This window comes from Akkermansia sp. 54_46, assembly GCF_001917295.1.
Classification (GTDB): Bacteria; Verrucomicrobiota; Verrucomicrobiia; order Verrucomicrobiales; family Akkermansiaceae; genus Akkermansia; species Akkermansia muciniphila.
The window spans coordinates 141,011-155,247 of the sequence record NZ_MNUD01000033.1 but is presented as its reverse complement, the minus strand read 5'-3'; the positions used below and the strand labels follow the sequence as shown (position 1 = coordinate 155,247).

Below are 14,237 nucleotides of genomic sequence, written 5' to 3'. Positions count from 1 at the left end.
ATCCCCTCCTTCTCTGCCGGAAAATCCGGAATATTCTCTCCGTGGTGAAGCAATTCTGCTGGCATGGGCAAGGCGCTGTATTATACTTGCGTCATGATGAACAGAACATTGGTGAAACATGTCCTGGACAGTGAGGTGGAAATGCCGGACGTACTGATTCAGGGATGGGTGCGTACGCGCCGTGATTCCAAGACTTTTTCCTTTCTGGAGGTGAATGACGGTTCCTCCGTCGCCTCCCTGCAGGTAGTGGCGGATGAGGGTATTCCCGGCTATGAACGGATTGGAGAAATGGCTACGGGGTCTGCCGTGAGCATCCGTGGCGCTCTGGTTGCCGGGCAGGGAAGGCAGCGATGGGAATTGCGCGCCGCTTCCCTGGAGCTGGTGGGGGCTGTTCCGGATTCCTATCCCTTGCAGAAAAAGGGGCATACGCCGGAGTTTCTGCGTTCCATCGCCCATTTGCGCCCCCGCACCAACCTGTTTGGTGCCGTGTTCCGCATGCGCAGCAGACTGGCCTTCGCCATCCACCGCTTTTTCCAGGAAAGGGATTTTTCCTGGGTCAGCACTCCCATTATTACCGCCAGTGACTGCGAAGGGGCCGGAGAAATGTTCCGTGTGACGACTTTGGATGTGGGAGACGCTGCTTCCCGTGACGCCTCCCGGGATTTCTTCGGCAAGGCGGCCTACCTCACGGTAAGCGGCCAGCTGGAAGGGGAAGCGTTCGCGTGCGCCCTGAGCAACATTTATACTTTTGGCCCCACGTTCCGGGCGGAGAACTCCAATACTACGCGCCATGCGGCGGAATTCTGGATGGTGGAGCCTGAAATGGCGTTCTGCGACCTGTATGGAGACATGGACATGGCGGAAGAGTTTGTCCGTTTTCTCGTCGGCGATGCCTTGGCAAACAGCGCGGAAGAAGTGGAATTCCTGACCCGTTTTGTAGACAAGGGGCTGTGGGAACGCCTGGAACATGTGAAGGAAACGCCGTTTGTGCGCTGTTCCTATACGGAAGCCGTGGATATTCTGCTCAAGAGCGGCAAAACATTTGATTACCCCGTTTCCTGGGGCATCAATCTGCAGAGCGAACACGAACGCTTCCTGACGGAGGAACATTTTAAATGCCCCGTTATCGTGTACAATTACCCGAAGGAGATTAAACCCTTCTACATGCGCCTAAACGAAGACGGGAAGACCGTCACCGCCATGGATGTGCTGGTGCCCGGCATCGGCGAGATCGTGGGAGGCAGCCAGCGTGAGGAACGGCTGGACATTCTGGAGGAAAACATGCGCCGCATGGGCATGAATGCGGAGGCGTACCGCTGGTATGCGGATCTGCGCCGCTACGGCACGGTGCCGCACGCCGGATTCGGAGCCGGGTTTGAGCGTCTGTTGATGTTCGTGACCGGAGTGACCAACATCCGCGACGTGCTGCCTTTTGCCCGTACTCCGCGGAATTGCGAGTTCTGACCTGCCGCGGGAAACGGTTTTTCCCGTCTGGAAGGATGTCGTATGGTTCCGCAGGATAAATGTTGCGGTATAAGGGGAGAGACGTGCGCAAACCGGGCCGGCGGCAAAAGAAAACCCCGGCTTTCCTTTAGGAATAAGCCGGGGTGAAGTCAGTCGTGCGGAAGAGGTTATTGTCTCTTTCTTCTCAGCAGCAGTCCGCCCAGTCCCAGGAGGCCCAGCGTGGCCGTTGCGGGTTCCGGAACGGTTTCGTAGTTAATCAACACCTTGGTGACGCCGTTTTCCGTGACCTGTGCCACGCTCGTTTGAATTTTGGGGTCGCTGGTGGAAATATCCAGGCCGAACAGATCCAGATAGAGATTTCCTCCCAGTTGAGCGGATTTGATGGAAGCCAGTTCAATAGTTCCGCTTCCGGAAAGGCTGCTCGTATCCAGTATGCCGGCGAAGACGACTGTTTTTCCGTTGGTCCAGAAGCCGGAGATATCCGTAGCGGTCAGGGTGCCGTGTTCTTCCGCCGTAAACGTGCCGAAATTCAATGTGAAGTTACGTCCCAGCCCAAGGGCATTGCTGGATTCAAATATCAATTGGGAATTGCCTTCCAGCGTGAAAGAATCGACGTTGAGGTCTCCTACAGTCGTTGTGCAAAGCAGGGTGCTTCCAGATTCTATGATGACTTGTCTGGTGGCTCCGAAATAGGATTGGGAGGTGGACCAGGTGACCGTTCCGGCATTTTTTCCGATGATGGCATTATCGCTATTGCTTTGCGGATAATAGCCGTTCGGCGTGCCATTTACCGTCCAGTTGTTGGCGTCTCCGTAAATTCCGTTTCCTGCCGCTCCGCTCCAGATGTAGGTGGCAGCCTGGGAAAGACTCGTGGAAAGGCAGCATAAGATGCAGAATGTAGATAATTTCATGTGTATCAGGTACTTCAAAAAAGCACAGGTAACGGATTCCCAATCCGTTGTCAATGTAAATATCTGAAAAGGGAACCTATCGGGCAGAAATATTTTTATTACTACTCAAATGAAAAGAAGAATATGAGAATGAATTTAATCATAACATTTTTATTATTAAATATTTGTTGTTGAATAAAAAGATATCGGATTGGGAATCCGGTATGAACATGATGTCTTATATGTAAACGGGGAAGAGCAATATTCCTTTCGTTTTTTTCACTTCCTTTTCTGCACTTTTTTTCATGAATTCTTCGCGACTCCCTTCCATCAGCATTATCCTGACCGGGCATAATCAGGAGCATTGCATCCGGGATGCCATCCGGAGCGTATTCGGGCAGGATTATGAAGGGCCGGTTGAAATCATCCTTTCGGATGACGGATCTTCCGACGGAACCTTCGCCGTCATGCAGGAAATGGCGGCTCAATACAGGGGGCCGTACCGGGTAATCTTAAACCGGAATGAAACGCCGCTGGGGCGCGGGCCTCATATCCGGCAGGCGGTTGGTCTGGCTTCCCATGAATGGATTCTCCGTCAGGATGGGGACGATTGTTCCTTCCCCTGGAGATGCAGGTTTTTTGCCTGGGCAGTGATGGAGTATCCGGATGCTGTGGCTGTAGTCAGCCAGATGATTAACGTCTATGAGGAACCGGGAGTTGCGTTTGAATTCCCGGCATTTCCCTCCGTTCCACGGGAAATGCCGGCTGTCGTGCTCCAACAAGGGGCTTTTTCTTCTTCAGCTCATTATGGACTTGCTATGATCATCAGAAAAAGTGCATACGAGTGGGGAAATGCTTTTCCGATAACGGCTAATTTTGAGGATGATCTAATGGCATTTCACGCATGGTTGCAGGGTAATATTTATGAATTGCCGGATACGGCTCTGTGTTATTACCGTTTTGCAGCACAAAATATCTCCGCTGTCAGTAGCGCATTCCGGTTTGCCGACATGCAGACGGCAGAGGCTTTTGAAAGGAAGGACTTAGTAATGTTGGAGCAGTTGAAAGAAAGCGTAGAAGCGGGGATGAAACTGTGCGGTGAGTTGCTGGAGAGCTTTGTTCTGGTCTTTCGTTCGCGGAAAGAATTGCTTGCTGAAATAGAGGAGAGGAGAAAAAAGATAAGCTATATTGATCAGTTGCAGAATTGGTGGAATTATTCCTTTTCTCAAAGATGGTCCTTAAAAGGACCAGGAAAAAGGGGTATAGCCCGTTGTTTGCCGCAAAAGCTGTATTTATTTTGCATGGTCTTCTTTTTCAAGCTTAGGAAAGTGAAACGGGCCGTTTGCGGCGCCCGGCAGGATTTGGAATAAGGGTAAGGAAACGCTTGAAGAAGGAGGGGAACTTTTGCTCGGACGGGTTCTCTCCGGTCCGGCGTTGTTTTTGATGGAGAGGGGGGCGGAAGATGGCTTCTCCGGCTCGAAAGAAGCTGGATTGATACGTGGCGGTTTTTCTCCGGAAAAAGAAAAAGCGCCTTTCCAGAAAAGATGGAAAGGCGCGGTGACAGGTTCAAGGGGGAGATCCCGAATTAGTACACGTCCCGCTGGTAACGGCGGTGCTGTTTCATGTCCGCCACATATGCCGCGGCTTCCTCCGGAGTTTTATGGCCCCAGGTCTGGATGACTTCATGAAGGGCGTTGTCCACGTCCTTCGCCATGCGGGAGGCGTCCCCGCAGACGTAGAAGCAGGCGCCGGCTTCCAGCCATTTCCAGAGCTCTTCGCCTTCCTGGACCATGAGGTGCTGCACATACACCTTCTTTTCCTGGTCGCGGGACCAGGCCACGGACAACTTCAGTTTGCCGGTGCCGGTCAACTGGTTCAGCTCGTCTTCATAACAGAAGTCGGTGGCCCTGTACGGATTGCCGAAGAACAGCCAGTTGCCGCCCTTGGCGCCGGAAGCGGCGCGTTCCTCCCAGAATGCCCGGAAAGGGGCGATGCCGGTGCCGGGGCCCACCATGATGATGGGGGTGTCCCCGTCTTCCGGAAGGCGGAAATTCTTGTTGGTATGTACGAATACCCTGGCCGTATGGCCCGGCTGGAGGCGGTCCGCCATATAGGTGGAGCAAACGCCGCCGCGCTTGCGGTCACGGGCCGTATAGCGCACCGCGCCCACGCACAGGTGAACCTGTTCGGGATGGGCGTTCGGGCTGGAGGCGATGGAATAAAGGCGCGGCATGATCTTTTTCAGGATGCCGACGAAAGCCTCCGCGGATTCGAAGGAAGCGGGGTATTCCGTGGCCAGATCCAGCACGTCCCGGCCCCACAGGAAATCGCTGAGGGCGTCCTTATCCCCGGCCAGAAGCGTGTCCAGCTCCTGGCTGCCGGAGGCGGCGGCCCACTTGGTCAGCAGGGCTTTGTTGACATTGGTAATGTCATAGCAGTGAACCAGGGCGTCTTTCAGGCTTGCGGTTTCCCCTTCGGGCGTGGGAACCTGGGAATCCGGGCTGAGGCCGAGCTTGTCAATCAGAGCGTCCGCCAGGGCCGGATCATTGGCGGGAATAACGGCCAGGGCGTCCCCGGCAATATAGTTCATCCCGGAACCGTCCAGGCTGTATTCAATGTGGATGGTTTCCTTGGGGCTGCCTTCCCCGGTGATGTGCCTGACGGAGAGGACGGGAGCGGGAAACGGATTTTTTTTGCCGTATGGTTCAGTGGTCATGATGATGGAGGGGGGGGTGAAAAAGAATATTACCAGCGGATAACGGCGGCGGACCAGGTAAGCCCGGCGCCGAATGTGACCAGGACAACGTTGTCTCCCTTGCCGAATCTGCCGGAACGGCGCGCTTCGTCAAAGGCGATGGCGACGGCGGCCGCGGACGTGTTGCCGTACTTCTCAATGTTCACGAACACCTTATCTTCAGGAATGGAAAGGCGCTGCGCTACGGCGTTAATGATGCGGAGATTGGCCTGGTGGGGAATAATCAGCTGGATATCGTCCGCCGTGAGGCCGGCGCGTTCAATGACGCTGGCGGCGGAAGCCTTCATGCGCGTGACGGCATGGCGGAAGGTCTCATTGCCGCGCATGGCCAGGGTAGCCAGGCGTTCATGGGCGTTTTCCGCTGTGGTGGGGCAGCGGGAGCCGCCGCCCGGAATCTGGAGCAGGTCATGCAGGGAGCCGTCCGAACCGATATCCGTGGCAAGGACGGAACCTTCTCCCTCTTCCCCTGTGGAAGCCTGGAGCACGGCTGCCCCGGCGCCGTCCCCGAACAGGACGCAGGTGCTGCGGTCCTCCCAGTTGACGACGGTGGAAAGTTTTTCAGCGGCGATGATGAGCGCCGTTTTCATCTGGCCGGTGCCGATGTACTGGACGGCGGTCTTCATGGCGAACAGGAAGCCGGAGCAGGCGGCGGAAATGTCAAAGGCGGCGGCATTCTTGGCGCCAAGGGCATCCTGGATATAGCAGGAAGTGGAAGGGGTGAACGTATCCGGCGTGATGGTGGCGACGATAATCAGGTCAATATCCTCCGGCTTCAGCCCGCAGGATTCCAGAGCGCGCTGGGCGGCCTTCGTCCCCATATGGGAAGTGTACTCGTCAGGGGCGGCGATGCGGCGTTCCACAATGCCCGTGCGTTCAATAATCCATTCGTGGGAAGTGTCCACCATCTTCTCCAGATCCGCATTGGTCAGGCGGCGTTCCGGAACATAGGAACCCGTACCGATAATCTTGACGGGCAGTCTTTTAAAGGAAATATCAGAATGTGCGGCCATAGCTTTGGGCGTATGATGAACAGAAAACGTCCTGACGTTTTATGTGGAAACAGTCTAAAAGAAAGCGGGCCTGATGACCAGCACAAAACGCAGCACTCCTTCCATGCCGTAAATGAATGGCCTACAACAGCCACCCCTGGCCGTTGGCGGGCGGCGCGGCGCCCATCTTGAGATAGGCGGAAGGCATCGCCACGCGCCCCCTGGGGGTGCGGCTGATATACCCCTGCATAATCAGGAAAGGCTCGTGCACGTCCTCCAGCGTGGAAGCGTCCTCCCCTACGGCCACCGCCAGGGAGGAAAGGCCCACCGGGCCGCCGTTGAACTTGTAAATCATCGCTTCCAGCAGGCGCTTGTCCATCTCGTCCAGGCCGTCGTCGTCAATCTCAATCATGGTCAGGGCGTCATGCGCCAACTGCTCCGTAATCACGCCGTCGCCGCGCACCTGGGCGTAATCCCGCACCCAGCGCAGCAGGGAATTGGCCACGCGGGGCGTGCCGCGGGAGCGCAGCGCAATCTGCAGGGCTCCCTCCGGGTCCACGGGCACGTTCAGCAGCCCCGCGGACCGTTCGATAATGGCGCACAGCTCCTCCCGCGTATAATAATCCAGCCGGTTCACCAGGCCGAAGCGGGAACGCAGCGGGCTGGTCAGCATCCCGGCGCGGGTAGTGGCCCCCACCAGGGTGAACTTGGGCAGGTTGAGCTGGATGGAGCGGGCGTTCGGCCCCTGGTCGATGATAATATCCAGCCGGAAATCCTCCATGGCCGGGTACAGATACTCCTCAATGGCCGGGTGCAGGCGGTGGATCTCGTCAATAAACAGAATATCCCCCTTTTCCAGATTGGTCAGCACGCCGGCCAGGTCTCCCGCCTTTTCAATCTGGGGGCCGGAAGTCGTATGAATGCGGCAGCCGACGGCATTCGCGATAATATTGGCAAGCGTCGTCTTCCCCAGGCCCGGGGGACCGCTCAACAGGATGTGATCCAGCACGTCGTCGCGCTGTCTGGCGGCTTCCACCATCAGCATCAGGCGGTCCTTAATCTTCTCCTGCCCGCAGAACTCGCTGAAAGCGGGTGGTCTGAGGGACAAATCAAAAGCGGAGGAGGGGGCCTCCGTGGTGCGTGTGTAAAAGGACTCTCCCATGCGCAGGACTAGCAAACCTGTCTTTGGGGCATCCGTCAAGGGGGAAGTGCGGTCGGGAAACGCCTTTTCCGGGACATGCCGGAAGCCTTAGGCTTTTTTTGAGGACGGGAGGAATGCGGAGCCGCGGAAATGATGATATGCGGTGAAACGGCATGTTCTGCCTTCTCTCCTTACAGCGTGGGTTCCCATGCCTGTCGCGTTTTCCCGGAACTCTCGGAACCCTGTGCTTCCGGAATCTTTCAGTCTTCTCTTTCCGTCTCGCTTTTGAAACTTCCTAAACGTCTTATGATCAATTCTTGATTCCGGACGGAAGTAAGCTTATCAATAGAGGTTCTTACCTGAACCTTGCCCGATTGCCCGGAAGCCGTAAAGGTGGAGAAAGAGAAAAATTCTTATTTGCTCTGCGGGAAAAACAGGGCAGGGAGGGAGGAAATCTGCCATGCCCTCATGGATGATTTTTGTGAACCACGGAAACCTGTCCTTTCAAAACTTTTCAAAATACGCTTCGTTTCTGCTTATTCCTGTTGAAGACTTCCTCGTGTTGTCGGAGCGCTTTTCACCCTTTTCGAGCAACAACCGGAAACGTGAAAAAACTCGGGGAAGACGGGAAAATTTCTTCCGGATGAAAAAAAGATTGCCAAACCTCTCTTCTGCCATTATTCTGCTCCTGCTTTCCTATCTAGCACAATCTCCAACGGGCAGGTGTCAGAGTGGTCGAATGAGCACGCCTGGAAAGTGTGTGTACCGCAAACCGGTACCGAGGGTTCGAATCCCTCCCTGTCCGCCATCAATTTTCCACCGCAATATATTCGTAATGGATATATTGCGGTTTTTGTTTGCAGGAGTATGGGGAAAATATTGGGAAAACGAGTAATCCTTTTATTGCTGTCTCCATCAGAAATCCTACAGGAGGTATTGACAATGAGAAACCCTAAAGCATAATCTATTTGGGTGGCATTCCAAGAACATTACTCAGAGACACAGGATAATCTACAGGGTTTCGGTGATACGCAGGAAATTATTTCTCTGAAAACGCATTATGATATTTCAGGATATTCCTGTCCGCCATCAATATTCTACTGTAATATATTCATCATGAGTATATCGAGACTTGTGTTTGCTTGAACATAGGAAGAAATGGGGAAAATAGCATAACTATATGCTTGCTTTATAAAATTGATAATTGATAATGAGCTATGGGATTCCTTCAAAATGAATATTTTCATGATCCGATAAGACACTTAAAAGCCCTAACTCAAATTCTGTCTCAAGATAAAAACCCAATTGGTTTTTTCATATCGGCTGGCTGTCCTTTATCGATAAAATGTGGAGAAATTGAAAATAAGATTCCACTTATTCCCGATATGAAGGGATTGCAAGAATATGTTCAGCAAAATTTAACATCAAATGACGACTCTAATCCAAGTGTTTATGATAGATTTATTGAGGTTTTTAAAAAAATAAATCCAATTAATGAAGGAGATTCTCCAAATTTGGAGAAAATACTTAGTTTTATTAGATCTCTCATAAGTGTATCGAAAGGGAACCTAATAAATAATTTTAAGGAAGAAGAATTAATAACACTTGAAAAGGAAATATGTAAGCATATCGTAGAAAAAATAAAAGTAAATTTACCGACAAAAAATACTCCGTATCATAAGTTAGCGAATTGGATTAGTTCTATTGATAGAGAACAACCCATAGAAATATTTACAACAAATTATGATTTATTGATGGAGCAAGCCTTAGAAGACACAAATATACCTTATTTTGATGGTTTTGTAGGATCAAGGGAAGCTTTTTTTGATTTGAGGTCTTTGGAAGATAATCTTATTCCTAGGCATTGGACAAGGCTGTGGAAAATGCATGGATCAATAAATTGGTTTAAAAAAGAAAATGGAAAGATTTTTAGATCTGATAAATATGACAACTCTGAATCCTCTTACCTCATCTATCCCTCTCATTTAAAATATGATCAAAGTAGAAAGATGCCTTTTTTAGCTCTATCTGATCAATTGAATTGCTTCTTAAAAAAAACATCTTCTGCATTAATCGTTTGCGGATATTCATTCAATGATGAACATATAAATGATACAATTACCAACGCACTCATTTCAAACCCATCTGCTCTAGTAATTACTCTCCTATACGGGAATATAGAATATTATCCTAAAAGCATTGAAATAGCAAATAGGAGACATAATTTAATTATATGGGCTGAAAATGAAGCCATAATAGGAACACACAGGGGTAAATGGAGAAAAGCGAATGATATAAATTATGAATTTGAAGAATTTATTGAAGAGGAAAATGAAAAAATATATTTCAAAATGGGTGATTTTATTACATTTTCCAATTATTTAAGATCCTTAATAGGCAGATCTTCAGAAGAAATATAAAATGACTAAAGTTGCTACTTATATAGGTGAAGTTCAAAATGTTGAAGGAGCGACAGTTAGCGCAATTCTGTCAATGGACTGTGCCTCGGGATTAACATATGTTAATGGAGAAGTATATAAAATAGGACAAGTTGGAAGTTTTGTAAGAATTCCTATAGGTTATAATGACTTATTTGGAATAGTATCAAAAGTGGGAGCTAATGCAGCTCCGGATAATCAAATAGAAAGCCAACCTCATGGAAACCGTTGGATGACTATTCAATTAATTGGTGAAAGCTATCATAAAACTGGTTTTGATCGCGGCATTTCTCAATATCCAACGATAGGCGATGAGGTTCACTTAGTCTCTGAGAAAGACTTAAAATGCATCTATGGCAGATTGGAAAAACCCCATTTCGTAAAAGTAGGTCATATTGCTGGAGCTGAATCTATCCCTGCACTACTCGACATAAATAAGTTAATTATCAGGCATTCTGCTGTGGTTGGAACGACGGGAGCAGGAAAATCCACAACTGTAGCAGGACTCCTTAATGCTCTATCTAATGATATTAGATATCCATCTGCTAGAATAATTGTACTTGATATTCATGGAGAATACGCAAATGCCTTAGGGGATAGGGCAAATATATTCAAAATAAATTCAAATTGCATAAAGACAAATGAAAAAGAATTAAATTTACCGTTTTGGGCATTAAATGCAGACGAATTAATAGAAATTTGTTTTGGAGTAGTAGATGAAAAATCAAAAACATTGATTCTAGAAAGTATATTGAGAGAGAAAAAAAATGTTTTCAAGCTATATCGAAAGAGTGTAATTTCAGAAGAATTAATTAATGCAGATACACCCATTCCTTTTAGTATAAAAAAAATATGGTATAACTTATATCAGGAAACATTGGGTACCTATTATAGTAGAAATCAAGGGGCTCCGATAGATAATTTGGCATATGAACTGGATGATAATGGCAAGGAAATGAAAGGAGACCCTCAAATAGGTATTCCTCCCACATTTAAGAGAATTAAAAATAATGCAAATGATCCAGAAAAAATCTATTACATGCCTAATGGCGCTAACTTAAGTAGTCAATTAATTTCTCTCGGAGCAAAATTTAGAATTCCTCAATATAATTTTTTATTTTCTCCTGGAGATTGGGAACCTAGTCTTGATGGAAATACAAAATTAGATTTAGATGAGTTATTTAAAGGTTGGATTGGTAATGAAAGACCAGTGACAATATTCGATTTATCAGGAATTCCTACTACTATCCTTAATACAATAATTGGAGTATTATTGCGAATTTTATATGATGCCTTGTTTTGGACTCGAGATTTATCGCAAGGAGGCAGGCATAGACCCCTTCTTATAATTATGGAAGAGGCACATAATTACCTAAGTAGTAATACAAAGAATTCTGCATCCCATATCGTTCAAAGAATAGTTAAAGAAGGTCGAAAATATGGAATAGGAGTAATGATAGTAAGTCAACGACCTTCCGAAATCAGTGAAACAGTATTATCTCAATGTGGCACTTTTATTTCTCTCAGACTATCAAATAGAGCAGACAGAGGACATATCTGCTCCGCTGTAAGTGATAATTTGGAGAGTCTTACAAGCATGCTCCCTATTCTGAAAACTGGTGAGGCAATTATTTTAGGAGAAAGTGTAAAACTTCCTATGAGGGTATTTATAGAGCCTCCTCCTAGAAATCATTGGCCAGATAGTCAAGATCCTGTTATATATGATGAAGTAGAAAGCGCAGATGGTTTGTCAAAACCTCAGGGATGGGGAGCTTCTAAGGAACAAGCATCTGACTTCAAAGATTTTTTAGCAGTATGGAGATCGCAAAACCCACACCTAAGAACTCAACACGATAATAAAAATGGATAGACAATCAGTTACATCATCGAATATTTCTTCTATAGGCTATGATGCCTCTAGTCAAACGCTAGAAGTTGAATTTAAACATGGAGGCATATATCAATACTATGATGTTCCTCAACATGAATACGAAGGATTAATGAATGCCCCTTCTCATGGTAAGTATTTTGTTTCTCAGATAAAAGGAAGGTATAGATATTCAAGAATATAATGGCATCGGTAGAAATTAATCAACAACTAAAAAGGGTAGAGATTGAAGATTTTGAAATACAAAATGAAATAGTTTTCAAATATTTTGATACGCTTCCATATACAGAAAGAAGCGAAAAATTTTTGAAAGCACTGTATATAGGTGTATTAGCGCTAATGGAAGATCGTTTATCCGCCTTCCTTTCAAAAACATCTAATGAATTGGGCACAGAATTAGAGAGCCTTAAGATGATTTTTGAAATGAAAAAAGAAATTTTCTATAAATCTAGTATAAAGGGTGTCTTAGCAGAGGAAGAAATAGCTGATTTTTTGAGTAATTATTTTCAAGAGAAACAGTTGGATGATAGGGTTCTCTTCACTGGAAATACAATAGGAAATATTTCTAAAAATAAAACAGGGGATTTTGTTTGTGAAATCAATGGCAATGATAACTTGAAAATTATTATTGAGTGTAAATTTGACAAAAGCACTCGCTTAGGAGATATTACTTCCAAAGATATTTTTACTCGAAAAACAGATGCCGCATGGAGTCAACTAATTGAATCAGAAGCAAATAGAGATGGTAAGGTGAGTATTATCGTCTTTGATCGATCGTTAGTAGATAATTCAATACTTAAATTTTCAGAAAACGTTGGTTACATCTCAAATATTGGATTTACTGTTATTGTAGATTCTCAAAAGGGGGATTATTCAAATTTAGCCATTGCATATATGCTGGCTCGTGATATTGTATTAAATGCAAGACAAATCGACTTGGATAAAAATTTGCTAGCGATTCTTGTAAGCAGAATTATCAAAGATATCAATGAAATTCTATCTATAAAATCACTTGTATATAAAAATATAGAAAACAATAAAACCATTTTGAAACAATTAGAAAAATCTATATTATTGATGGAATTTAATCAGGAATATATGAAAAAATTTCTACAACAAGGCACTTTAAATAAAAAAGATTTACTTGATTTTTATATGGGAGAAAATGTTAAAAATAGATTTCAATTGCTAGAGAAAGAAATAACTGATATCACTGATTAGAAGCTACCTCTTCAATTGATCTCTCCCACTCTTCCTCTTTCCTTCTACAATCCATCTCCTTCTGTTCCTTTCTCCATTCATAATCGTGCAATCCTCCATGCATTCTCCAAACTCATGAGGATCATTTGGACTAGAATCGGGGCTCCAAAATTTGCTCCAATTAGGATTCTCTGCTTCTGAATCACTGTCCATAGCTGACTGTTCTTCTTCTCGACCCATCTAGGACTCTCTCAGCAATCTCTAAGTTTTTCCTCTATATTCTGAGAAATTCCCTCAGGAATTATTTTAGGATTAATTATTTGGAATGATTTTAATTAAAAACACCTTCGTACAAAGTTAATTGACTTTGGAAATCTTGGAATTTTGTCTACATCATTATGAATTTGGGAATTCTATCATTTATTATATTCACACATTGAGTGAGATTTTTTCTTATAATTTATTAATTTTCTTATGATTGTGAATTTGAAAAATTTCCCTGGGAGTAATACTAGGTATACATTTGAAAACTCTCTCTTTTATCTTTAGTATACATCGTATGAGGTCATATTTTCATAACTTGCTCATTACGATATATTTGTAAATTTTAAACATGTTTTATATTCCTTCATTACACCATTGTACAGGATCATTTGAAGAATACATGTCTTGGAAAATGCAGATGGCAGTATATGGAGGATCATCTATACGCAGGTTATTTTATTCTGAATATCCCCAGAATTGATTATTCGAATTTGTAACCACTTCCCCTTACCAATTACATTCCTTCCTGAATAATTTCCGTAGGAATCAATTTAGAATTAATTATCCTGTATTCCTTTGATTCCAAGTGATGAGGATAGTTTAAGTGAATACAGGGAAATGGTTAATTAAAAACGGCTTCGTACAAAATCTTCATTGAGGGATGGTGCTGTGTTTCCGCTCAATTGTACGTTGTTTTCCTTGTCCGTGGAGGGTAATTTATTCTGAATGTCTCTAGGATCATTTGTAAGGATTCCAGAGGAATGATGGGTATTAACATCCGCAAATCTGAAAAATTACCGAAAAAAATAATTTTGCCTTACATTGGGGCAAATGGACTTTCCACTTTTCCCTGTTGATACATTTCCTAATGGAGAAAAAGTTTTCCATTTTTCGGAAAAACAATTTTGGAGTGTTTAGCGAAACACCCCCTTCATGCAGAAGGTTCTTTGTATATGTTGAGACCAAATAGGGATGGGTTGCCGATTGGGGGAGTGCGTTTGGTTTGGTGGGGGTACTGTACCGTTTGCCGTACCCTATATGATAGAGATTAAGGTATGGGCTCAGAAATGAAAAAGATGGAACCATTGCTGATTCCATCCCTTGATGATTGTTATTGGGTACAATTAGAAGCTGTACCTTGCTGAAAGTGAGGCTGATTGATTCACCTGGCTGCTTTTGGCTTCCAGAGTGTAGAATATTCCTACGTT

Annotated in this window: 10 protein-coding genes and 1 tRNA gene; 7 read left to right on the top strand and 4 right to left on the bottom strand. The window is 45.8% G+C overall.

Annotated elements, in window-relative coordinates; genetic code table 11:
* Window positions 1-96: 96 nt before the first annotated feature.
* Window positions 97-1,464, top strand: coding sequence for an asparagine--tRNA ligase (gene asnS, locus BHW66_RS07900; protein ID WP_046436674.1), 1,368 nt, complete (start codon window positions 97-99; stop codon window positions 1,462-1,464).
* 167 nt (window positions 1,465-1,631) lie between these two features.
* Here the strand turns inward: asnS and BHW66_RS07895 are convergent, their stop codons facing one another.
* Complete coding sequence (locus BHW66_RS07895) at window positions 1,632-2,375, bottom strand: PEP-CTERM sorting domain-containing protein (RefSeq protein ID WP_046436562.1); 744 nt, start codon at window positions 2,373-2,375, stop codon at window positions 1,632-1,634.
* A gap of 284 nt (window positions 2,376-2,659) precedes the next feature.
* Here BHW66_RS07895 and BHW66_RS07890 point away from each other — a divergent pair, with 284 nt between their 5' ends.
* Entirely contained in the window at window positions 2,660-3,724 is a 1,065-nt protein-coding gene (locus BHW66_RS07890) for a glycosyltransferase (RefSeq protein WP_102747348.1), read from the top strand.
* A 215-nt stretch (window positions 3,725-3,939) separates the two neighbouring features.
* Here the strand turns inward: BHW66_RS07890 and BHW66_RS07885 are convergent, their stop codons facing one another.
* The 3 genes from BHW66_RS07885 to ruvB form a co-directional block, all read right to left on the bottom strand.
* Window positions 3,940-5,070, bottom strand: a complete 1,131-nt coding sequence (locus BHW66_RS07885) for a sulfite reductase subunit alpha (protein ID WP_102739195.1) — start codon at window positions 5,068-5,070, stop codon at window positions 3,940-3,942.
* Between the two features lie 29 nt (window positions 5,071-5,099).
* A complete protein-coding gene (locus BHW66_RS07880) occupies window positions 5,100-6,119 on the bottom strand; it encodes a beta-ketoacyl-ACP synthase III (protein ID WP_022197601.1) in 1,020 nt (339 codons plus the stop codon).
* Between the two features lie 121 nt (window positions 6,120-6,240).
* Complete coding sequence (gene ruvB, locus BHW66_RS07875) at window positions 6,241-7,260, bottom strand: Holliday junction branch migration DNA helicase RuvB (protein ID WP_012419681.1); 1,020 nt, start codon at window positions 7,258-7,260, stop codon at window positions 6,241-6,243.
* A gap of 696 nt (window positions 7,261-7,956) precedes the next feature.
* Between ruvB and BHW66_RS07870 the strand changes: the two genes are divergently transcribed.
* From BHW66_RS07870 to BHW66_RS07855, 5 genes are all read left to right on the top strand, one after another.
* A tRNA-Ser gene (locus BHW66_RS07870) sits at window positions 7,957-8,047 on the top strand.
* A 409-nt stretch (window positions 8,048-8,456) separates the two neighbouring features.
* Entirely contained in the window at window positions 8,457-9,659 is a 1,203-nt protein-coding gene (locus BHW66_RS07865) for an SIR2 family protein (RefSeq protein WP_046436568.1), read from the top strand.
* A 1-nt stretch (window position 9,660) separates the two neighbouring features.
* Window positions 9,661-11,547 (top strand): ATP-binding protein, encoded by a 1,887-nt coding sequence (locus BHW66_RS07860; RefSeq protein WP_180975534.1) that lies wholly within the window; start codon window positions 9,661-9,663, stop codon window positions 11,545-11,547.
* Window positions 11,540-11,749 (top strand): KTSC domain-containing protein, encoded by a 210-nt coding sequence (locus BHW66_RS12815; RefSeq protein ID WP_180975535.1) that lies wholly within the window; start codon window positions 11,540-11,542, stop codon window positions 11,747-11,749. The genes BHW66_RS07860 and BHW66_RS12815 overlap by 8 nt, the downstream gene beginning before the upstream one ends.
* A complete protein-coding gene (locus BHW66_RS07855) occupies window positions 11,749-12,786 on the top strand; it encodes a hypothetical protein (RefSeq protein WP_046436570.1) in 1,038 nt (345 codons plus the stop codon). Before BHW66_RS12815 ends, BHW66_RS07855 begins: the two co-directional genes overlap by 1 nt.
* The last annotated feature ends 1,451 nt before the right edge of the window (window positions 12,787-14,237 follow it).